17 protein-coding genes, 2 tRNA genes and 2 rRNA genes are annotated in these 22,598 nt (G+C 34.4%); 10 read left to right on the top strand and 11 right to left on the bottom strand.

Translation table 11 applies throughout. From position 1 onward, the window contains the following. Positions 1 to 65 precede the first annotated feature (65 nt). From LNP81_RS21860 to LNP81_RS21840, 5 genes are all read left to right on the top strand, one after another. Positions 66 to 139 (top strand) — tRNA-Ile (locus LNP81_RS21860). Between the two features lie 137 nt (positions 140 to 276). Beyond that, positions 277 to 350: transfer RNA gene (locus LNP81_RS21855), tRNA-Ala, on the top strand. A 186-nt stretch (positions 351 to 536) separates the two neighbouring features. Beyond that, a 23S ribosomal RNA gene (locus LNP81_RS21850) occupies positions 537 to 3,420 on the top strand. Between the two features lie 137 nt (positions 3,421 to 3,557). Then, positions 3,558 to 3,667: ribosomal RNA gene (gene rrf / locus LNP81_RS21845) — 5S ribosomal RNA — on the top strand. A 125-nt stretch (positions 3,668 to 3,792) separates the two neighbouring features. After that, positions 3,793 to 4,035 (top strand): hypothetical protein, encoded by a 243-nt coding sequence (locus LNP81_RS21840; RefSeq protein ID WP_230035762.1) that lies wholly within the window; start codon positions 3,793 to 3,795, stop codon positions 4,033 to 4,035. 168 nt (positions 4,036 to 4,203) lie between these two features. Here LNP81_RS21840 and LNP81_RS21835 read toward each other — a convergent pair whose 3' ends face one another. The 4 genes from LNP81_RS21835 to mnmE all read right to left on the bottom strand — a co-directional run bounded on the left by LNP81_RS21835 (position 4,204) and on the right by mnmE (position 10,238). Continuing rightward, on the bottom strand, positions 4,204 to 4,419 hold the full coding sequence (locus tag LNP81_RS21835; RefSeq protein WP_230039401.1) for a transposase: 216 nt from the start codon (positions 4,417 to 4,419) through the stop codon (positions 4,204 to 4,206). Positions 4,420 to 4,612: 193 nt separating this feature from the next. Continuing rightward, entirely contained in the window at positions 4,613 to 5,395 is a 783-nt protein-coding gene (locus LNP81_RS21830) for a GLPGLI family protein (protein ID WP_230039400.1), read from the bottom strand. A gap of 4 nt (positions 5,396 to 5,399) precedes the next feature. Beyond that, positions 5,400 to 8,198: an outer membrane beta-barrel family protein gene (locus LNP81_RS21825; protein WP_230039399.1), complete on the bottom strand. Its 2,799-nt coding sequence runs from the start codon at positions 8,196 to 8,198 to the stop codon at positions 5,400 to 5,402. Between the two features lie 639 nt (positions 8,199 to 8,837). Then, positions 8,838 to 10,238, bottom strand: a complete 1,401-nt coding sequence (gene mnmE / locus LNP81_RS21820) for a tRNA uridine-5-carboxymethylaminomethyl(34) synthesis GTPase MnmE (protein WP_230039398.1) — start codon at positions 10,236 to 10,238, stop codon at positions 8,838 to 8,840. Between the two features lie 184 nt (positions 10,239 to 10,422). Here mnmE and LNP81_RS21815 point away from each other — a divergent pair, with 184 nt between their 5' ends. Further along, entirely contained in the window at positions 10,423 to 11,256 is an 834-nt protein-coding gene (locus LNP81_RS21815) for a universal stress protein (protein WP_230039397.1), read from the top strand. Positions 11,257 to 11,321: 65 nt separating this feature from the next. Continuing rightward, positions 11,322 to 13,094 (top strand): MutS-related protein, encoded by a 1,773-nt coding sequence (locus LNP81_RS21810; RefSeq protein ID WP_230039396.1) that lies wholly within the window; start codon positions 11,322 to 11,324, stop codon positions 13,092 to 13,094. 345 nt (positions 13,095 to 13,439) lie between these two features. Here LNP81_RS21810 and LNP81_RS21805 read toward each other — a convergent pair whose 3' ends face one another. The 7 genes from LNP81_RS21805 to LNP81_RS21775 form a co-directional block, all read right to left on the bottom strand. Further along, on the bottom strand, positions 13,440 to 14,069 hold the full coding sequence (locus tag LNP81_RS21805) for a DsbA family oxidoreductase (protein WP_230039395.1): 630 nt from the start codon (positions 14,067 to 14,069) through the stop codon (positions 13,440 to 13,442). 397 nt (positions 14,070 to 14,466) lie between these two features. After that, positions 14,467 to 15,585, bottom strand: a complete 1,119-nt coding sequence (gene dnaN / locus LNP81_RS21800) for a DNA polymerase III subunit beta (protein ID WP_065448533.1) — start codon at positions 15,583 to 15,585, stop codon at positions 14,467 to 14,469. A gap of 107 nt (positions 15,586 to 15,692) precedes the next feature. Then, positions 15,693 to 17,378, bottom strand: coding sequence for a gliding motility-associated ABC transporter substrate-binding protein GldG (gldG, locus tag LNP81_RS21795; protein WP_230039394.1), 1,686 nt, complete (start codon positions 17,376 to 17,378; stop codon positions 15,693 to 15,695). Next, positions 17,378 to 18,103: a gliding motility-associated ABC transporter permease subunit GldF gene (gene gldF, locus LNP81_RS21790; protein ID WP_230039393.1), complete on the bottom strand. Its 726-nt coding sequence runs from the start codon at positions 18,101 to 18,103 to the stop codon at positions 17,378 to 17,380. The genes gldG and gldF overlap by 1 nt, the downstream gene beginning before the upstream one ends. Positions 18,104 to 18,311: 208 nt before the next feature. After that, positions 18,312 to 18,608, bottom strand: coding sequence for a putative quinol monooxygenase (locus tag LNP81_RS21785; protein WP_230039392.1), 297 nt, complete (start codon positions 18,606 to 18,608; stop codon positions 18,312 to 18,314). A 156-nt stretch (positions 18,609 to 18,764) separates the two neighbouring features. Further along, the gene (locus LNP81_RS21780; RefSeq protein WP_230039391.1) at positions 18,765 to 19,286 is read right to left on the bottom strand and encodes a hypothetical protein; all 522 of its coding nucleotides are present in this window, start codon (positions 19,284 to 19,286) and stop codon (positions 18,765 to 18,767) included. Between the two features lie 52 nt (positions 19,287 to 19,338). Further along, positions 19,339 to 20,166 (bottom strand): SAM hydrolase/SAM-dependent halogenase family protein, encoded by an 828-nt coding sequence (locus tag LNP81_RS21775; RefSeq protein WP_230039390.1) that lies wholly within the window; start codon positions 20,164 to 20,166, stop codon positions 19,339 to 19,341. 272 nt (positions 20,167 to 20,438) lie between these two features. Here LNP81_RS21775 and LNP81_RS21770 point away from each other — a divergent pair, with 272 nt between their 5' ends. The 3 genes from LNP81_RS21770 (at position 20,439) to LNP81_RS21760 (ending at position 22,592) form a co-directional block, all read left to right on the top strand. Beyond that, positions 20,439 to 21,389, top strand: coding sequence for a PhoH family protein (locus LNP81_RS21770; protein WP_056190794.1), 951 nt, complete (start codon positions 20,439 to 20,441; stop codon positions 21,387 to 21,389). A gap of 321 nt (positions 21,390 to 21,710) precedes the next feature. Then, positions 21,711 to 22,226: a hypothetical protein gene (locus LNP81_RS21765; protein WP_230039389.1), complete on the top strand. Its 516-nt coding sequence runs from the start codon at positions 21,711 to 21,713 to the stop codon at positions 22,224 to 22,226. Between the two features lie 15 nt (positions 22,227 to 22,241). Next, on the top strand, positions 22,242 to 22,592 hold the full coding sequence (locus LNP81_RS21760) for a DUF1801 domain-containing protein (RefSeq protein ID WP_230039388.1): 351 nt from the start codon (positions 22,242 to 22,244) through the stop codon (positions 22,590 to 22,592). Positions 22,593 to 22,598: the final 6 nt, after the last annotated feature.

Raw genomic sequence — 22,598 nt, 5'->3', positions numbered from 1 at the left:
GATTATAATTTTAAGACTATTTTACTCTTGCTGTTAGTTCAAATAATAAATTTTAAGTAAAACAGAGTCTCGTAGCTCAGCTGGTTAGAGTACTACACTGATAATGTAGGGGTCGGCAGTTCGAGTCTGCCCGGGACTACTTTTTTAAGGTTTTCAATTAAAAATTGAGAATTAAAAATTAAAAAAGACTGTAAACTTAGAAAAAGGAAATTTTAGAGGTTGAGTAACCGTTTTAAGTACTGTTAACTGAGGACTGTTAACTGACAACTAAAAAATGGGGGATTAGCTCAGCTGGCTAGAGCGCCTGCCTTGCACGCAGGAGGTCAACGGTTCGACTCCGTTATTCTCCACAAAAGTAGTGATCGGTAAAATGGTGGTTGTTGTTCGGTGCAAACTGAATACTAAAAACTGTAAACTGAGCACTGGCTTAAAGTTCATTGACATATTGAGATAAGAAAATAATAAAAAGTAGAAAGCGTTTTTATTAGCAATAATAAAGACAAAAAAAACGGTCATAATTGATTTTATGATTGGTACAATAAGCAAAATAAGGGCGTATGGGGGATGCCTTGGCTCTCAGAGGCGATGAAAGGCGTGATAAGCTGCGAAAAGCTACGGGGACGGGCACACACCGATTGATCCGTAGATACCTGAATGGGGCAACCCACTATGTTGAAGACATAGTACACCGATAGGTGGGCAAACCCGCTGAACTGAAACATCTAAGTAGGCGGAGGAGAAGAAAACAAAAGTGATTCCGTAAGTAGTGGCGAGCGAACGCGGATTAGCCCAAACCAATGTTGTTACGGCAAGATTGGGGTTGTAGGACCACGACATTTTATGTACAAGGAACCGGAAGTTACTGGAAAGTGACACCATAGAGGGTGATAGTCCCGTATGGGTAACGAGTATAATAGATAGTGGTATCCTGAGTAGGGCGGGGCACGTGAAACCCTGTCTGAATTTGGCGGGACCATCCGCTAAGGCTAAATACTCCTGAGAGACCGATAGTGAACCAGTACCGTGAGGGAAAGGTGAAAAGAACCGTGAATAACGGAGTGAAATAGATCCTGAAACCATACGCTTACAAGCGGTCGGAGCCCTTTCGTGGGGTGACGGCGTGCCTTTTGCATAATGAGCCTACGAGTTAACGTTGCTGGCAAGGTTAAGTGGTTAAGCCACGGATCCGTAGCGAAAGCGAGTCTGAATAGGGCGCTTTAGTCAGTAGTGTTAGACGCGAAACCGTGTGATCTACCCATGGGCAGGATGAAGCTGTGGTAACACACAGTGGAGGTCCGAACCGGTTGACGTTGAAAAGTCTTCGGATGACCTGTGGGTAGGGGTGAAAGGCCAATCAAACTCGGAAATAGCTCGTACTCCCCGAAATGCATTTAGGTGCAGCGTTATGCGTAAAGTTATATAGAGGTAGAGCTACTGATTGGATGCGGGGGCTTCACCGCCTACCAATTCCTGACAAACTCCGAATGCTATATAATGTTTCATAACAGTGAGGGCTTGGGTGCTAAGGTCCAAGTCCGAGAGGGAAAGAACCCAGACCATCAGCTAAGGTCCCCAAATATATACTAAGTTGAAAGAACGAGGTTTGTCTGCCCAGACAGCTAGGATGTTGGCTTGGAAGCAGCCATTCATTTAAAGAGTGCGTAACAGCTCACTAGTCGAGCGGACGAGCATGGATAATAATCGGGCATAAGTATATTACCGAAGCTATGGATTTAGAGTTTACTCTAAGTGGTAGGGGAGCATTCTAACAGGGTTGAAGGTGTATCGTAAGGTATGCTGGACTGGTTAGAAAAGAAAATGTAGGCATAAGTAACGATAATGCGGGCGAGAAACCCGCACACCGAAAAACTAAGGTTTCCACAGCTATGCTAATCAGCTGTGGGTTAGTCTGGTCCTAAGGCGAACCCGAAAGGGACAGTCGATGGCTAACGGGTTAATATTCCCGTACTACTAATTACTGTGATGGGGTGACGGAGTGATGAAAGCGCCGCGAACTGACGGAATAGTTCGTTGAAGTACCTACCTATAAGATCTGCAGGCAAATCCACAGATTTTGGGGAAATACGATAGTACTCGGAGTCTTCGGACAAAGAGATAGTGCGCCTAAGGGCTTCCAAGAAAAACCTCTAAACTTCAGGTAATTAGTACCAGTACCGTAAACCGACACAGGTAGTTGAGGAGAGAATCCTAAGGTGCTCGAGAGATTCATGGCTAAGGAATTAGGCAAAATAGACCTGTAACTTCGGGAGAAAGGTCGCCAGCAGCAATGCTGGCCGCAGTGAAGAGGTCCAGGCGACTGTTTATCAAAAACACAGGGCTCTGCAAAATCGTAAGATGAAGTATAGGGCCTGACACCTGCCCGGTGCTGGAAGGTTAAGAGGAGATGTTATCTTCGGAGAAGCATTGAATTGAAGCCCCAGTAAACGGCGGCCGTAACTATAACGGTCCTAAGGTAGCGAAATTCCTTGTCGGGTAAGTTCCGACCTGCACGAATGGTGTAACGATCTGGACACTGTCTCAGCCATGAGCTCGGTGAAATTGTAGTAACGGTGAAGATGCCGTTTACCCGCAGTGGGACGAAAAGACCCTGTGCACCTTTACTATAGCTTAGTATTGACCTTGGATAAATGATGTGTAGGATAGGTTGGAGACTGTGAAGTGGCGTCGCCAGGCGTTGTGGAGTCATTGTTGAAATACAACCCTTTGTTTATCTGAGGCCTAACCCCGTTTTGCGGGGGACATTGCTTGGTGGGTAGTTTGACTGGGGTGGTCGCCTCCAAAAGAGTAACGGAGGCTTCTAAAGGTTCCCTCAGTACGCTTGGTAACCGTGCGTAGAGTGCAATGGCATAAGGGAGCTTGACTGAGAGACATACAGGTCGATCAGGTACGAAAGTAGAGCATAGTGATCCGGTGGTTCCGCATGGAAGGGCCATCGCTCAAAGGATAAAAGGTACGCCGGGGATAACAGGCTGATCTCCCCCAAGAGCTCATATCGACGGGGGGGTTTGGCACCTCGATGTCGGCTCGTCACATCCTGGGGCTGGAGAAGGTCCCAAGGGTTGGGCTGTTCGCCCATTAAAGTGGCACGCGAGCTGGGTTCAGAACGTCGTGAGACAGTTCGGTCTCTATCTACTGTGGGCGTTAGAAATTTGAGTGGATCTGATTCTAGTACGAGAGGACCGAATTGGACAAACCTCTAGTGTATCTGTTGTCCCGCCAGGGGCACCGCAGAGTAGCTACGTTTGGAAGGGATAAGCGCTGAAAGCATATAAGCGCGAAACCCACCACAAGATGAGATTTCTTTTAAGGATCGTGGAAGATGACCACGTTGATAGGCTATAGATGTAAAGGCAGTAATGTCATAGTCGAGTAGTACTAATAATCCGTAAGCTTATGTACACCCTTTTCCTCCCGAGCAATCGGGAGGAAGAAACTTTCTAATACTTTTATGTTTCTTTATCTCAGTATGTTAAGATATTACTTCAATTAAAAATTAAAAATTGAAGAACAAATTGCCCAAAGCAATTATAACTTCTTAAGGTGGTTATTGCGGCGGGGCTCACCTCTTCCCATCCCGAACAGAGTAGTTAAGCCCGCCTGCGCAGATGGTACTGCAGTTATGTGGGAGAGTATGTCGTCGCCTTTCTTTTAAAGATCCTCATCATTTATTTGATGAGGATTTTTTGTTTTATAAAATACTGGAGTTATGTGGGAGCCCCGATAGCTATCGCGGGTCTGTCGCCTTTCTTTTGAAAAACTGTTTGTAAAGAAATGAGATTTTTTGTTTTACAAATTGGTTCGGGATTTGGTTTAACAGCAAGGAACGCTAGTTTTTTTTTAGATCCTTATAAATCGCTAAGTCCGCAAAGCTGTGCGCTTATATGTTGGGATTTAGAAATTGAACCCTTTGTTAAAATTCTCATTAATATTTTACAAATAGTCCAAGGTTTAAGCCTTGATGGCACGTTGTGTCCAATGGTTGAAACCATTGGCTATGTTTGCAAAAAGTTATAAATTACCTGGGTGAAGTAAATACACGTAATATTTTGGAATTTGGAATTTTATAAATTGGAATTTCTTTTAAAAATTATACTTCTAATTACGGATCAACACGAAACCCTGTGGAGCAGCAAAAATTAAGTATAAATATTGGTTATTCTAAAGAGGAAGAATTCTACATTTCTAACAACTGGATCCAAATGCTTTTATTTTAGCATTGAAAGATTCTGCAGGCGTATTAGTACTTCTGTTGTCAAAATAATTCAATATCGTTTGATAGTGATTTATAATTGTTCGGGTTATTGTACCAAAAGATTTAAATCCAGATTGGTTTACTTTTTCGTGCCATTTGGGTAGTTTGGTAAAGTCTATTGGTTTCGTGGCAACATCGTGGCGCACTAGGTCGAAAAAAATAAGACGCTGGAAATATGCGGGTCTTAAGCTTAAGTTTCGAATACTCCACTATCCAAACTTTAATCTAAACAAACTTCCAGCATCTATCTGCACTATTACTGGCTCCCTTGATATGTTTTGGAAATCGCAGGAATCATTTATATTGGTCTTTGTGTAAGAAATAAGTCTTAATAGCTAGTTATAAAGAGTAGGCTTGTAATGTTTTTTTTGCCCATTTTCCCCAGTCTTTCAAAGCATCCAAAAGTATTTTGTTTAGTCCTTTATTGTCAGTAGCTTTACCTTTAATTGGTGGAGCTAAATCTTTGTCAGAAACTGGAATTTCTGTAACTTTTGTAGCAAACCATGTCATATTTTCATGCGGCAGTGCCAGTCCTAAAATTGTTCCGGGTAATCCTGTAAAAGATTCAGGGCCACCAGCAAATGGAATTTGAATAGTGTAATAAGCAACAACATAAACAGAATCGAGAACTATAGCATTTGCTCTGCGGCATTCATAACCCGCTATTTCTCTTGTTTCATCGGTAATTTTCCAATCAATTTTGCGTAAACTGTCTTTAACTAAATATAAATCGTCATAAACATTTTTTTGTGTAATACTGGTTTTCGCATCAAGATCTGTGGCGATAACATTTTTTAAATTAGCCATTGCATCGTCAGCAATCCAACTGGTGCTTGATGATTGATTTGTCTCATCCCATTTGTATAAACTCTTGTTTTTTGAAAAACTGAGAGTGCTTTTTGTAGTTTTAAATTGTGGATTGGTTTTTTTATAGCTTTCAAAAGCAGCTTGATAATAACTATCAGTTTCTCCTTTTATTTTTTTTGTAATCAAAGCATACATATTCGATTTTTTCTCAAATTCGATTACGCCATTTTGTACAAAGTGGTCATTTTGTGCAAAAGTATTAGAGCTTGTCAATACAATTATTAAAATTAAGATGCTATTTATTATTGTTTTCATGGTTTTAGTTTTGTTTAATTTCTCCTCCTCCCATTTTGCTGAAATCCCAGCTTACAGAGAACATAAAGTATCTTTGGATGGTGGTATAGGTACTTTGGTTGATATTTCCATTAAAGGCAGAACGATTAAATCCTATATTTTGGTTCAAAAGATCTCTTCCTGTTATAGAAACTTTTAAATTATCTGTTTTAAAGAATTTTTTGGTGATAGATGCATTCCAAATGAAACGTTCAAAAGATTCCTGAATCACTTGTGTTTTTCCATTATATTGATAATTACCATCTGTGCTAATTTCTAGTTTGAAAGGTAATTCTATACTGCTCCAGAAATTTCCATTAAAACCCCAGCCATCGCTATCACTATTTTCGTTGATGCTTGCATTAGCAACATTGTAAGTAGGTCCGAAGCTAGCATTAAAATTATATTTTTTTTCTTTATATTTTGATAAGTTTAGATTAAAGGAATAACTTGAATTTTTAGTTTGATTCAGTTTTGTATTGATGTAATTATAGTTTACATTTTTGTTGGCGCTTAAACCAATTCCTGCGTTCATGTCTATAGCTTTGATTGTTTTGCCAAAATTAGTATTCAAAAAATAACCTGTTGTAGCTTTGTCTTTTAGGTTTACAAATTGAGAAATACTTTCTCCTCTATCATTTGTAACCACATTACTTATTATTGGATTTAGCGTAAAATTGTACATTGCATTAACCGAAAAATATTGATTGCTAAGTACTTTATACGAATAATAACTTCCTCTAAAATTATTTCTAAAAGAAGGATCTAAATCTGGATTACCTAAAATCGTATTTAATTGGTTTTGATTATTTCGTATCGGTTGTATTTGTTCTAATGTTGGCTGATCAGTGTTTCCGTTATACGACAAACCCAGTACTTCTCTTTGTTTAAAATTATATTGATAGTTTATCTGAGGCATGTAGTTGACAAATTTTCGCGTAAAATATTCATCTGTATAAACATTATACTGTTTAAAGTTGACGCCGCTAAATTTAGAACCAAATGAAAAAACAGTTTTATTTTTTTTGTAATTAAAAATCGCTCCAATTTGATTTATCGTTTGGTCTAATTGATAATTATTACTAAAGACTGAATCCAGAACATTATAATTTCCATCAGTGGATTGATTAAAAGATTTACGATCAGATTTTCCATTACTTATGTTGAAGCCATAATTAAGAATTAAAGTCAGGCTTTTGGATAAAGGTTCGGTATAGATTAAATTTGATTTAAAAGCTGTATTGGTAATATTATTGACTTTATTTTGATCGACTACTTTGGTGCTATCCGGACTAATTACTGATGGTGTAAAAAATTCAGCTCTGGAATTTAAATAACCATCACTTTTGCTATTTGTACTTGATTGGTTTAAATTAAGAGATAATGTTCGCCCCGTTTTTTTAAGTCTTTTGGTTAATAAAGTATTTATGTTAAAAGTTTGATCATCAACATCATTTGTATTTGTCTGCTTCAAATTATTCAATTGGTTACCTTGTTCGTCAGTACCTTTTCGCATTTCTGTGTCACTTGAATTACTGTTTTTAAATAATCCATCTACATTTAATTTTAAAGTTAAAGTAGTATCAATTTTAATTTCATAAGCCAGATCAATTTTATTTTTAGTCATGTTTTTCTCAAAACTCTTGTCTGACGTATTATAAATACTGCTGGAACTTAAATTTTGCTGGTTAATGTCATTGCGATTTCCTGACAGTTTGATATCGCCAATTTTATAATTTACATTGATAGATTCTTTATCGTTGTTCCATTTATTGTCAAAATGTATTCCGCCAGTTTGAGCTACTGGAATTCCTTCACCATTAAATTGTCCATCCCAACTTTCAAATTCATCATTTCCATTGTTTGAAAAATTAATACCGCCGTCATCACTTACTTGATAGCTGTTTTGGCCATATTTATCTTTATCTCCCCATCCTAATCCTACTTGTCCTGTGTTGCCCAAAATACCATAAGCGGCTAATTTTTTCTTATCCCAAAACTTATTAAACATGGCCTGGCCTTTGTAAAAATTATCAGTTCCTCCTCCGAGTTCTACTTTCCCGAAATGACCATTTTTTTTGTCTTCTTTAAGCTTTACATTTAGCGTTTTGGTTTTCTGACCATCATCAATTCCTGTAAAAGCGGCCTGATCACTTTTTTTGTCGTACAATTGTACTTTATCAACCATGTCTGCACGTAGATTTTTTGTAACTAAAGTGGGATCATCACCAAAAAATTCTTCACCATCAACCAAAACTTTGGTTACAGTTTCTCCTTGAGCGGTAATTTTTCCATCCTTATCAATTTGTATTCCCGGGAACTGTTTTATCAGATCTTCTACTTTTGCATTAGGTTCTATTTTAAATGCTTTTGGATCGAATTCTAACGTATCTCCTTTGATTTTCATGGCGGCTCTATTGCCTTTTATAATTATTTCGGATAATAATCGTCCTTTATCAGCCAAATTAATTTTACCATAATCTTTAATTAACTTTGTTGAATCAACAGAAAATTGATCTACAAAATCAGCATATTTGGGATAAGAAACCAATAAAATAAATTTACCGGATTTAATATTATTCAACTCAAAATAACCATTTTCTTTGGCTCGGGTAAATTTTAGTAAAATTGAATCTTGTGCTCTTAACAAAGAGACTGATGCATTCGTTAAATTAGAACGGTTTATGGTATCTGTTACATATCCTTTAACTGCGCCTGATATTTGTGCTTGTAAAATATTTGATAAAAAAAGAAAGCAACATAATAATAGTATTGTTTGTCTCATTAATTGGTTGTAGTTTTTTGAAAAGTAGGCATTATTGTTCTATTTTATTTTTTGATAAATAGAACTAAAATGCACTTGTTATGTGATTTATTTTTGGATTAAGCAAGATTGTAGACTCTAAAATAGAAATTGAAATAGCACCTTTTGATACAGGTTTGCTGAATTATAGTGACTTGATTTTACGAAATTCATATTTTTTTTACGAGGTTTTGGTTGTTAGAGGTGTAAGTTTTAACGATTTTAATTAGTGATCGTTACTATAATAGTTAAATGTTAATGCAGGCCAAAAGTAAATAAAAATACTACAATATAAAAAAAGACTTTATTTTTATTGTCATGACTAATTTTTTAGATTAACAATCATGTTTTTTACCAATATTAAGTTGATCTTAAATTCTTGATTGAAAGTTCATCTTTGTTGATTACGATTTCATGCCGATTATCTAGAGAGTGCTGCTGGGACTAATAATATTTTAGATGGTTATGTTCTTCTATTTGATCTAATAAAATTATATAGTAAAAATTTAAGCAAAACATCATATAGAATCCAAAAAAAAAATAAATAAACAAAAAAACGAATTAAAATATTGATAATCAATATTTTAATTCGTTTAGGTGTAGTTGTTTTGTATTGTTTGTCTATTTTCCGATGCAGAAATTTGCGAAGATATTTCCTAATAATTCGTCATTTGAGACCTGGCCTGTGATCAACCCGAATTGGTATAAAGCTTCACGGATATCTAGCGCAATCAGGTCACTTGAAAGATTGGTTTCAAGACCGTATTTTACTTTTTGTATTTCATCTAAAGCTTTTAATAACGAATCATAATGTCTTGTATTCGTTACAATTGTTTCGTTGTTACGAAGGGCTCCTGTATTTACAAACGAAAGTAACTCATTCTTCAAATCGTCAACACCAATTTTCTCTTTCGCCGAGATTAATAAGAGCTTTGCATTCAGATTTTCAAGCTTAGTGGTGATGTTTGCTACTTCATCAGCAGACAATATATCTTTTTTATTTACGACAATAACCAAAGGTTTTAGCGGATATTTATTTTTGATTTGTTCAATTTCAGAAACAAATTCAGAACTTGAAACCTGAAACTTCAAACCATCGAATAAATAAATAACCACCTGTGCCTGCTCAATTTTTTCGAAAGTTTTTCTGATTCCAATACTTTCTACAACATCTTTAGTTTCACGAATTCCCGCCGTATCGATGAATCTAAAACCAATTCCGCCAATAACCAACTCATCTTCGATAGTATCACGAGTAGTTCCCGCAATGTCCGAAACTATGGCGCGTTCTTCATTTAATAGAGCATTTAGTAAAGTCGATTTACCCACGTTTGGTTCACCAACAATAGCAACCGGAATTCCGTTTTTGATTACGTTTCCAACCGCAAATGAATCTATTAAGCGTTTTAAAACAAATTCAATTCGGTTCAATAATTCATGAAACTGAGTTCTGTCGGCAAATTCTACATCCTCTTCTGCAAAATCCAGTTCTAATTCTATTAACGAAGCGAAGTTTAAAAGCTCCTCACGTAATTTGGCAATCTCATTACTAAAACCACCGCGCATTTGCTGCATTGCAATTTGGTGAGAAGCTTCATTATCAGATGAAATCAAATCCGCAACAGCTTCTGCCTGCGATAAATCCAGTTTTCCGTTCAGGAAAGCTCTTAAAGTAAATTCACCCGCATCAGCCATACGACAGCCTTTTCTCAATAATAACTGAATAATTTGCTGCTGAATATAAGTAGAACCGTGACAAGAAATTTCGATTGTATTTTCGCCTGTATAAGAGTTTGGTCCTTTAAATACAGAAACCAATACCTCGTCAAGTGTTTTCGAATCATCGACAATATGCCCCAAATGCAAAGTATGCGTTTTTTGCCTGGTTAAGTCTTTGTTTTTGATGGATTTAAAAACCGAATTTCCAATAGCAATCGCTTTAGAACCCGAAATTCGAATTATAGCAATAGCCCCCGCTCCGGATGGAGTAGCTAATGCAACTATAGAATCTTGATTTATCATGCCGCAAAGGTATAAAAAAAGCAATAAAGTTGAGTCTTTAAGACCGTACCTAAAGCATGTTCTTTTCATCAATAAAAATATATTTATCAATAAATTATTAAATGTTAAAATACTGATAATTGTCAGAGTATTTTTATTATAGAATGACTAAATTTGAGAGAACAACTTCTAAATCACAATCAAAATGAAAAAAATATTATTCCCCACCGATTTTTCCGAATGTGCAACAAATGCATTTGTGCATGCTTTAGAATTTGCAAAAGTGGTTAATGCCGAACTTATTTTGTTACATACTTTTGAAATCCCGGTATACGACAGCCAATTTTTTCCGGAAAACTATGCCGCGATTTACAGCTCGATAGAATTAGCCAAATTTGAAATGTTCAAAGACGAAATTCCAAAGTTAAGAACCATTGCAGACGAACGAAATTTAGGCGACATTGTAATAAAACACCGTCTGATGGATGGAGATTTGATTTATAACTTAAAAAATGCCGTCGAAGAAGACAAGGTAGATTTTGTAATTATGGGATCATCAGGAGAAACAGACTGGACAAAATTTTTCCTGGGATCAAATACAAGCGCTGTAATTTCAGAAATTCAGGTTCCTGTTTTATGCATTCCTGCCGATACAAAATTCAAAAAAATAAAAAACATTGGTTTCACAACCCGATACCGCGAAAAAGACAAAGTCGAACTTAGAAAAGTACTGGATATTGCCAAAAAAACAAATGCAAAAGTAAAAAGCTTGTACGTTAAAACTTCAAGTTCAGATGTTTCTGATGTGACGATTAAAGAATGGGAAAAAGAATTTGCAAATGAAAATATTGAGTTTCTGGTTCTGCCAAGCGACGAAGTAAAAGAAACTATTCTTGATTTTATATTGTATAAAGATATAGACGTCCTTACGACAATAACACACAAAAGATCATTCTTTGAAGGTCTTTTTGACTCTAGTTTCACTAAAAAAATTGCCAAAGAAGTTTCTGTGCCGGTTTTAGTAATGCACGAAACCTAAAATTTTGCTTTGATAGTAAATTTGTAAGTGTAAAACCTATATTTGTATTTCATTAAATTCAAAAAATGGAATCATATCAAAATAAAGTCGAGCACTATACTGCAATTTTCAATAAAATCAATAAAAGATACAATAGCATAAGTTTCCTGCGTCTTTTGAGTGTTTTTCTTTGTTTATTTTTATTGTTCTATTACATAAAAACAAACGAAATCTTATACGCCGCTTTTGCTTTTCTATCTTTTGTTGGTTTTCTTTTTTTAATGAGAATCCACTCAAAATTGTCATTTAAAAGAGAGCTTACAAAAGCCATTTTAAAAATCAATAAAGATGAAATTACGTATCTAAAAAGAGAAAAAATCCCTTTTGAAAACGGAATCGAATTCAACGATTTTCATCATCCTTATGCTTACGATCTGGATATTTTTGGAGAGCATTCTTTATTTCAAAACATCAACAGAACTGCCACGTTTATCGGAAAAAAAACATTAGCCAATCAGTTATTGAACTTGTCTTCTAATGAAACTATTCTGGAAAATCAGGAAGCAATAAATGAACTTAAAACCAAAATCGACTGGCGTCAGGATTTTTTGGCTCTGGCAATGATTAGTAATGATTCTAAAGATTCATACGAATCACTACTTTACTGGAATTCATTTAAAAATAACACGCTACCTAAAGTTATAGTTGCATTATCGGTTATTCTTCCAGTGCTGTTTTTAGGATTTTTGGCAGCCTATTTTATCACATCAAAAACAATCTTATTATCTTATCTTACCTATGTTTTTATTGCAAATCTAATTGTATTAGGACAATCTTTTAAACGCATACAATCCGAAATTGCAAAAGCAGATAACGTAGATAAAATCATCAAACAATACAGTTTATTGGTTCAGAAAATTGAAACCGAAAATTTTCAGTCAAAGAAATTAATCGACCTGCAGCAACAGCTTGTTTTTAGAAACGCAACGGCAAGTACACATTTAAAAGACTTGTCTGAATTGTTTTCGAGAATGGATACTATCAACAATTTTGTGACAGCTACGGTCTTCAACGGAACATTTTTATTCAATCTGCATGTTTTAAAAGCACTTTTAAAATGGAAAGACAATTATTCGACCGAACTCGAAAAATGGATTACAATTATTGGCGAATTTGAAGCCCTGAACAGTTTGGCAAATCTGGCCTATAATAATCCTGATTTTGTTTTTCCTGAAATCAATTCAGAATATAAAATCGGATTTTCAGACCTAAGCCATCCATTACTTAATCCTGTAACAAGAGTAGGGAATGATACCCATTTTTATCCGCAATCCTATATGATTTTAACCGGTTCTAATATGTCCGGAAAAAGTACTTTTTTAAGAAGTTTAGGAATCAATATGGTTTTAGGCGGAATAGGATCAGTTGTTTGTGCGTCAAAAGCAAACATGCATCCACTTCCAGTTTTAGTTTCAATGCGATTATCAGATTCTTTAGCCGATAGCGAATCCTATTTCTTTGCCGAAATAAAGCGTTTAAAGCAAATTATGGATGCCTTAGAAGAACGTCCGGCTTTTGTATTATTAGACGAAATATTAAGAGGAACAAATTCTGATGATAAACGTAACGGAACAATAGAAGTAGTAAAAAAAATCATTGCTAAAAATGCCATTGGCGCCATCGCCACACATGATATTGAAGTTTGCCTCACAACCAACGAATATCCTGATATACTAACCAATCAATGTTTCGAAGTAGAAATTCAAAACAACGACCTTCATTTCGATTACAAACTCCGCAACGGAATTTGTAAAAATAGAAGCGCCACTTTCTTAATGCAGAAAATGGGAGTGATATAATTTTAGATTGTAGAGTTTAGATTGTTTGGAATTTGGATTTTTTAAACTTTAGAATTTAAATTTGAATTAGGAGCTATTTCCTGCTATCCGTTCCAATCTTTTTTGTCCGCCGCGGCGGACAAAAAAGGATTTCCACTTCTATCAGGGCTAGGGCATTCGTTTTCAAAATAAAATTAATCTTGAAATTTGTCACTCTGAGCGAAGTCGAAGAGCGTTCCAATTTTTTGTTTAATTTGTCATCCTGACGCAGGAAGGATCACACTAAAAACTCCGCAATAAAAGTCGTCAATCTTTGTCGAGCTACGAGTGTGATCCTTCCTCCGTCAGGATGACAAAATTATGTTTTTACTTCAATCCTTCCTTAATCGTATTCACAAAAGCCTCAACTGGCTGCGCGCCTGAAACCGCATATTTCCTGTCAAAAACAAAAAACGGAACTCCCTGCACACCAATTTCATTCGCTTCATGAATATCCGAATGAACATTATCTAAATAAAGATTTTCATTGTCAATAACTTCTTTTACTTCATTAGAATCTAAGCCAGCTTTTACAGCCAACTCTATTAAAGTTTCTGTATCATTTAAATCCCTTCCTTCAGTAAAATAAGATTTAAAGAAAATTTCTTCCATTTCATCGCCTAATTTTTTGGTTTTAGCCAATTGTATAATACGATGAGAGGTTAAAGAATTTGAAATAATAGCTTTGTCAAAATGATAATCCAAACCAACGCTTTTTGCGCGTTCTGTGACACCTTTATGCATTTCTATTGATTGCTCAGCCGAAATACCTTTTCGTTCTGCCAGAAACGTAAAAACGTCTTTACCGGCTTGCGGTGTAATAGTGGGGTCAAGTTGAAAACTTTTCCACTCAATTTCAAATTCACCATTTGGAAACTCAGCTAAAGCGGTTTCCAGTTGTCTTTTTCCGATATAACAAAACGGACACATGATGTCCGACCAAATCTCTATTTTCATATTACAAAGTTAGAAAAAAAGTTTCAGGTTTCCTGTCTCGTGTTTTTTACCGCAAAGCACGCAAAGATTTTTCGCAAAGTTCATAAAGGTTCTCTTTATAAAATAATGCAAAGTTCGCAAAGTTTTATTTCGATTCAGCTTTGCGAACTTTTTTATCTTAAAAACAAACCATTAAAAACTTTGCGTACTTTGTGGTAAAATCAGCACAAACCATAATCGCATTTCAACCTGAAACTTGAAACAAAAAATCCTCCAAATAAAAAACCGCAAATCTTAAAAAAAGAATTGCGGTTTCTAGGTATAAAAAATGGTTGGTTAATAGCGATATTTTTTTTACAATGATATGTCTTTAATTTGAAACTAAAAAAAATCCCTGTAACAAAAAGAAGTTTTGATGTTAACTATTTAACATCACAGGCATTACCAACATTGTAACAGTTTCACCTTCTTCTAAGCCATCAACTGGCGTAAGAATCCCGGCTCTGTTAGGTAATGACATTTCTAACATAATCATATCCGATTGTAAGTTGGTTAACATCTCTGTTAAAAAACGAGAGTTAAAACCAATTTGAAGATCATCTCCCTGATAATCACAAGTCAATCTTTCTTCAGCTTTGTTAGAGTAATCGATATCTTCGGCAGAAACATTCAATTCAGCTCCTGCAATTTTTAAACGAATTTGGTGTGTTGTTTTGTTTGAGAAAATCGCAACACGTTTTACTGAACTTAAAAATAAAGAACGGTCGATCATTAACTTGTTTGGATTCTCTTTCGGGATTACCGCTTCGTAATTAGGGTATTTTCCGTCGATCAAACGACACATTAAAATATAATTATCAAATGAGAAAGTAGCATTCGAATCGTTGTATTCAATTTTTACTTCAGCATCAGAACTTCCTAAAATACTTTTTAAAATATTCAAAGGTTTCTTTGGCATAATAAAATCAGCTACCTGAGATGCTTTTACATCTGTACGGGCATATTTTACCAATTTATGAGCATCTGTAGCAACAAAAGTCAAACCTTCCGGAGAGAACTGGAAGAAAACTCCAGACATTACCGGACGTAAATCATCATTTCCGGCAGCAAAGATTGTTTTACTTACAGCAGTTGCCAAAACATCAGCAGGGACAAGAGTTACAGAAGGATCTTCAAGATTTACCGATTTAGGAAATTCTTCTCCTGCAGCATATGCTAAAGCATATTTACCAGAATTTGAACTAATTTCAACCGTATTGTTTTCTTCAACTGTAAAAGTTAAAGGTTGCTCTGGAAACGTTTTCAAAATTTCAAGCAAAAGTTTCGCCGGTACAGCAACACTTCCTTTGCTTGTAGAATCGATTGATAATGTAGCAGACATTGTAGTTTCAAGATCCGAAGCTGAAACTGTCAACTCATTATTGTCTAGTTCAAATAAAAAGTTATCTAAAATAGGCAACGTATTGTTACTGTTGATTACACTACCTAAAACTTGTAATTGTTTTAATAAGTACGAACTCGATACTATAAATTTCATCTCTTTTGTTTTATTTTTTTGCACTTTTCCTTAGTATTTCTTCAACTAAGATAGGTTTTACAAATATATCGTAAACAATCTTAGTTTCGCAATTTTTTTATTAACATCTATTTGCTGTATTTTCTTTTACGGATGTAAGTAAAAGCCAATCCAAAAACTAATAATATTAGAATTGGAAGTCCGATAGTTATGAATTGCGTCAGGCTGTAATTCTTGTAAACTTTGTCTCCGTCTAATAAAGGCAAGCTAACATCTTTGCTTCTAATGTTAATAAGTCCCGTATCATCCAGCAAATAATTAATACAATTCATCATAAAATCTTTGTTGTCGTATAAAATACCTGTACGCTGATCGTAACCTAATTCTACCGGCATCATGTTTTTATCCAATTGATTTCTGGCCAAATCTCCATCGGCAATCACAATCATTTTATTGGGTTTTCCTTTTGCTACAAAAGAATTTTCCTTGAAAGGCAACACACGATTCTCAAAAGCCGAGTGAAAAGAACCCTCTAATAAAACAGAAAGTGGTTTATTTCCTGTGTTGATATAATCCTGAGGCGAAGTTTTTTCGGTTACGCTGCCCAGGTTAATCTCCGTTGGAGTTCCAATTGCTTTTGAATACTGGGACGATTGTAATAGAACTGTTTTTTTAATTCCGTTTTTCAAAGTGTCAATCGGACTGGCGAAATCAAATTTAATTTCTCCCAGATTTTTTACGATCGGATTATTGCTGGTTGGTATTACAACCGGAGAAAATTTCCAGATAAATTCCTGATATTGTGTAGCGCTTCCTTGTTCGCCAGTAGCTAATTTTAATTTGCTTCCTCGTTCATCTTTTACCAGATCAGGATTTATTCTGAATCCGTATTTGAAGAACATATCATTTAGATTTAAGTCTCTAGGATAGGCTAAAGTTGCACCGGATTGATTGTACAAACTGTCCATATCAGCTGCAACCTGATCGATAAGCCATAAGGTTTTTCCACCGTTCATGATAAACTGATCCAAAACTTGTTTTTCTTCATCAGAAAAACTTTGGGTTGGTTTTGAAATAATGGCTAAATCGTATTTTTTTAAAGCGTCTAAAGTTCCGGTTGGATTTTTAGTTACCGAATCTAAAGTAAAAGGCCCAATGTAATAGCTTTCGCGAATTTGCATTAGCATTTTGGCAATATGAACTTCGTTTAGTTCTCCGTTTCCTTTTATAATAGCAACTTTCTTTTGTCTGTCTTTGCTGATTTTATTGATGGCATCTGCAATAGAATATTCTAAATGCTGAATAGACCCAATTACTTTTTGTGTAGTCGAAGCGCCCATTATATTCTTTAATAATGGAATATTGACTTCTTTATTGTTATAAACCGCAACTGCCCACGGGAACACCATTGCCTGAGATTGTTTTCCTTTGTCATCAACAGTAATGTTTATTGGCGTAAGACCTTTTTGGAACAAAGATTTTACAACAGCCATACTTTCGTCTTCGTTTTCCATCGGGTTTACAAATTCGAAAACAATATTGCTGTTATAAGCCTGAAATTCTTCCAGTAATTGTCTCGTTTCTTGTTGTAGTCGTTTAAAATCTGCCGGCAAATCGCCTTGCATATAGATCTTGATCGATAACGGATTTTTAACCTGTTTTATGATTTGTAAAGAGGTTTCGGATAAAGTATAGCGTTTGTCTTTGGTCAAATCAAATCGCTGGAAAAATAAACTTCCTAAAACATTTAAAACGATTAAAACAAAAACAGTTATACCTAACGTTTTGATATTTTGTTGAGTAGATGCTTTCATTACGCTTTAAAAGATTTTAATTGATAAACGGTAAAAGACAGAAATAATACGGTGATGCTCAAAAAGTAAATCACATCGCGAGTATCAATTACCCCTCGGCTCATACTTTTAAAATGATCCTGCATGCCTAATGCCGAAATGATGTTGAATGATCCGGGAATCAATGAAGCTAAACCTTCAAATCCAAAATAAAAGATAAAACACAAGAAAACGGCAATGATAAAAGCCACAATCTGATTTTCGGATAAGGTAGAAGTAAAAATGCCAATTGCCGAATAAGCCGAAATCAGAAACAATAATCCAAAATAAGAACCAATTGTACTTCCCATATCGATATTTCCTTCAGGGAAACCTAAATTCGAAATTACTTTTACATATATAAAAGTTGGAATAATTGCTAAAATGATTAATAGGAGAGAACCAAAAAATTTTCCGTTTACGATTTCCCAAATCGACAAAGGTTTGGTTAATAGCAATTCTAATGTTCCTTGTTTTTTTTCATCAGAGAAACTTCTCATCGTAACGGCCGGAATCAGAAAAATTAAAATCCAGGGCGCCAAAGTAAAAAACGGAGTCAGATCAGCATAACCGCTTTTCAATATATTATAATCTCCTTCAAATACCCATAAAAATAGTCCGTTGCTAATTAAGAAAATAGCAATGACCAAATAGCCAATAGGAGAGCCAAAAAAGGATTTTATTTCTCGTAAAATGATTGATTTCATGTATAACGTTTATTCGTTTATTTGTTTAATCGTTGATTTGTTTCAAATTGCTTGATTATTGTAACTAAAAGTTTTTTACCGCAAAGAACGCAAAGTTTTACGCCAAGTTCGCAAAGTTTTCGCTCAAAGCTTTGCGAACTTAGTGTTTTATAAAACCTTATTAAATATAATCTTTGCGTTCTTTGCGGTTAAATCGTTCCATTTTTTATTAATTTAAACTAACCAATTTATCCACACTCCACGCTTCTGGTTTTGCATTAAATAGCTTTTTTGTAAAACTCCAAACAGAATTAAAAAGCTCAGATTGTCTGTAATTTTCTAAATCTTCTTCGGTTTCCCAATAACTGTAAGTAAAAAAGATGCATCTATCATTTTTATCCTGATACAACTCTAAAAAACGATTTCCTTCTGCATTTCGTATTTTGTCTTTCACAGTTTCGAAATTCTCCAGAAAATCCGGAATTTTTTCTTCGTGAAAACTCATTTTTACTATTCGAACAAACATATTTTAATTTTAGATTTGAGATCGTAGATTTTAGATTGAAAAGTCTGCAATACGCGCGCAAAAGTATCAAAATTGATTGTTCTTTTTATTATAATTCTGTTTCTTATGAAAACATTTTTTTAGCAACTTTAATTTAGTTGCTATTTAGTATTCTGATTATTCTTTAATTATTGATTTTAATTTAAATATCTTTTGATCTCTTTGACTCATGATTTCATAAAGCTTTTCATTGAACAAGTTTTTTAAACCCTCCCAATTACTTGCATTTACACTTCCATTGCCATTTTTGTCAATATTATTAACGACGTTTAGATTGCCAATAAATTCAAAATTATCACGAAATTTCATGAAGTCTTTCCTCCATATAATAAAATTATAGCATCCTAAAATATATGGTTTTATTTCAGGGTGAATTATCCACATTTTCTCTAATTCTTCATCTGAATGTTTGTAGATGTTATTCTTTGTAGCGTCCCCAACTCCAAAGAAACTACTTTCTTTAGTTATCTCAATTGTTGGTTTTTCGTAGGAACTATAAGTTAATGCGCAAAAAGTAAAGTTATTCGGGCTTTTATCAATGTATATACCTGTACAAAGAAGAGCTTTGTATTTACCATCGTCAGCAATAAAGCTAAAGAGATCACCTTGTTTTATATTTTTAATTTTTACTGTCGTCATTTTTAGGTATTCAAAAAAAATGTAAATTCTGTAATCTAAAATCTAAACTATCTTACAAAAACTTAATCGTAATCACATCACGATAATTCAATCCTAATAAACTATTTGCAGAACCAACTTTTGAAGGATTACTTCTAAAAATAGCAATTTCGAGAAATCCTGCTTCATTAAAAATGGCCAGTTTTTCTCCCTCATAAGTTTTAATTGGGTACTTATCTGAAGTTGCAATGGCAGAGTAATTGGGTAAAATAGTTTTGATGCTTTTAGGTTTCATCACAATTTCATACGGGCGACCGCGCGAAACTTCTAAAAACTGTTTTTTAGAAATATTAGTCACAACGTTCCCGAAATGATCAATATAAATTACGTAACCCTTTAATGTATTCCCATCTGCAGCAACAACAGCCTGTAATTCTGTAACCTCTTTAACGGCTTGAATTTCTTTACCAATTACATTCAATAATCCGCCTTTTGCGATATGACAGGCTACTTGTATAAAAATATCCAAATCACTGTATTCAATCGGAAAACGATCATGAATATTGATTTCGACAATTTTCTGCGGAACGATTTTCTGCGTAAGCATACTTAGAATTCCGTTATCGGCACAAATAAAGTAATGATCGTTCCATTGCATGGCAATATGCTGATTCTCTTTATTACGCTCAATATCTACCCCAATCAAGTGCACGGTACCTTTTGGAAAGCTCAAATAAGAAGCTCCAACAATGTAACTTGCTTCTGCAGTGTTAAATGGATCAACGTCATGCGAAATGTCAATAATTGTAGCTTCTGTATACTCAGATAAAATTTTACCCTTAAGTGAACCAACAAAGTGATCCTTTAAGCCGTAATCGGTAGTAAGGGTAATTATTGACATAATTTTGTTTATAACTATTGGTAGTATTTAAATCTAATTTTCATTAAATTTGAGAAATGCAAATCTAAGAATACTAAATTCAAATTGAAAGAAAGAAAAGACAAATTGCGATAAAATATATAGTAGTCTTAGTTTTCAGTTTCAGTTTTCAGTATTTTAACAAAAATGATTTTAAAACTGTGACCGCGACTAAAAACTGCGACTTTTTAAAACAAACACCCGACAACCACTGATTATAAAACTGATTTATTTTTAATTTAAAATTAACTCATTTGAACGAAAGAATTATCGAGCTCATAGACATCGCTCCAAAAGACTTTTGGGGCGCTCAAGACACTCATCTTGAAATAATTAAAAAGTATTACCCAAAGCTTAAAATCGTAGCGAGAGGTACCACTTTGAAAGCATTTGGCGAAAAAGAAGTTTTAGATGAATTCGAAAAAAGATTTCAGAGGCTTATGCTTCATTTTACCCGATACAACAACATTGACGATAATGTAATTGAACGCGTAATAATGAGTGATGGTCAGGATGAAAGAAAATCATACGATCATGACAAAATATTAGTTCATGGAGTTGGCGGTAAAATAATAAAAGCCATGACACCCAACCAGCAGTTACTGGTAGATACCATCAAGAAAAATGATATGGTATTTGCTGTAGGTCCTGCCGGAACCGGAAAAACATATACAGGTGTTGCAATGGCAGTAAAAGCACTAAAAGACAAAGAAGTAAAAAGGATCATACTAACGCGACCAGCGGTAGAAGCAGGAGAAAATCTTGGTTTTTTACCCGGCGATATGAAAGAAAAATTAGATCCGTACATGCAGCCTCTTTATGATGCTTTGCGCGATATGTTACCCAACGAAAAGCTCGAAGATTACATTTTAAAAGGAATTATTCAAATTGCGCCATTGGCATTTATGCGTGGGCGTACGCTTGATAACGCCTTTGTAATTCTCGATGAAGCGCAAAATACAACACACTCGCAAATGAAGATGTTTTTGACCCGTATGGGGAAAAATGCCAAATTCATGATTACGGGTGATCCCGGGCAGGTCGATTTACCACGCAGAACTATTTCTGGTCTGAAAGAAGCGATTTTGGTCTTGAAAGACGTTGACGGAATTGGAATTATTTATCTTGATGATAAAGATATCGTACGTCACAGATTAGTAAAAAAGGTAATTGATGCGTATAAACAAATAGAAAATCACGATTAATTTTATAAAATGTCAAATGTAAATCGTGAAATGTATTTTGACATTTATTAATATTCGTTTTATGCATATCTTTATTAGAAATGTGTAAAACGAATATTTTTTTTGAAATAACTTTATAAATTAAGAAATTCTTCGAATGGATAAGATGCAATCGGTAACTATTCTCGTAATAGGCTTATTATTTTTCGTTTTTAGATTAAATGCTCAAAATAAGGTTAATAACAGAGGGAACTTATCAAATAATAAATCAAAATTATCAGGTAAAGAAATTGTAGCAGAACTATCAAAACTTGATTTTTTAAATTAACAGATAAATCAGATTTGAAAATAACACAAGCTGAATTTGAAATTTCATATAATGAATTAAGATTTTTTGAAGGTTTAATGAAAGAAGATTTAATTTTTACTGATAATAGGTTTTATTTTATTGACTCTGAAACTTTATTTGAAGGAGGAGGATTGATTCAATATTTAGAAACAGTAAAACTTTCATTTGATAAACTCAATTTGAAACTTGTTTTTTGTGAGGAGTATAATAATCAAACTGAAAAACATTGGAAACATACAATTAGGTTGAATGGAAAAGAATATGTAGCATACGATAATGATTTTAGTGAAAATGATTGGGGAATTTCATATATAAACTTTATTGAAATGTTAAATAGTGAGCTTAAATTACAACAGAGTAAAGAACAATTTTACCCTATTAGTTCAGGCAATGACGGAAGAATGGTTTTGTTAACAGATGAACAATTTGAGTTTGTGAAAGCAAATTATCCAAATGATAGCGAGCATCCAAAAAAAATGGAAGATTGGAAAAGAGGTTACGGACTATAGATTAAAATTATAAAAATGAAACAACTGGATGATTTCTACTTCAAACAAGAAGAACCCATACAAGGGATATTTTTGGCATTAAAAGAAATTATTCTAAAACAAGACAAAGACATTACTAATGTTCTAAAATACGGAATGCCGTTTTTTTGTTATAAAGGAAAAATGTTTTGCTATTTATGGATTCATAAGAAATTCAAACAACCTTATATCGGAATTGCTGAAGGTAAACACTTTGATGAACCTTTTTTAATTCAGGAAGCTCGTTCGAGAATGAAGATTATGTTACTTGACCCAAATGAAGATTTGCCGTTGGAAAGAATTGAAACGGTTTTGCAGAAAGCTTTGGAATTATATAAAAACAGTTAGAATAAA

Origin of the sequence: Flavobacterium piscisymbiosum (assembly GCF_020905295.1) — a bacterium.
GTDB classification, from domain to species: Bacteria; Bacteroidota; Bacteroidia; order Flavobacteriales; family Flavobacteriaceae; genus Flavobacterium; species Flavobacterium piscisymbiosum.
Note: the sequence above shows the minus strand (reverse complement) of the source record. Positions and strands in the feature narration are given on the sequence as shown.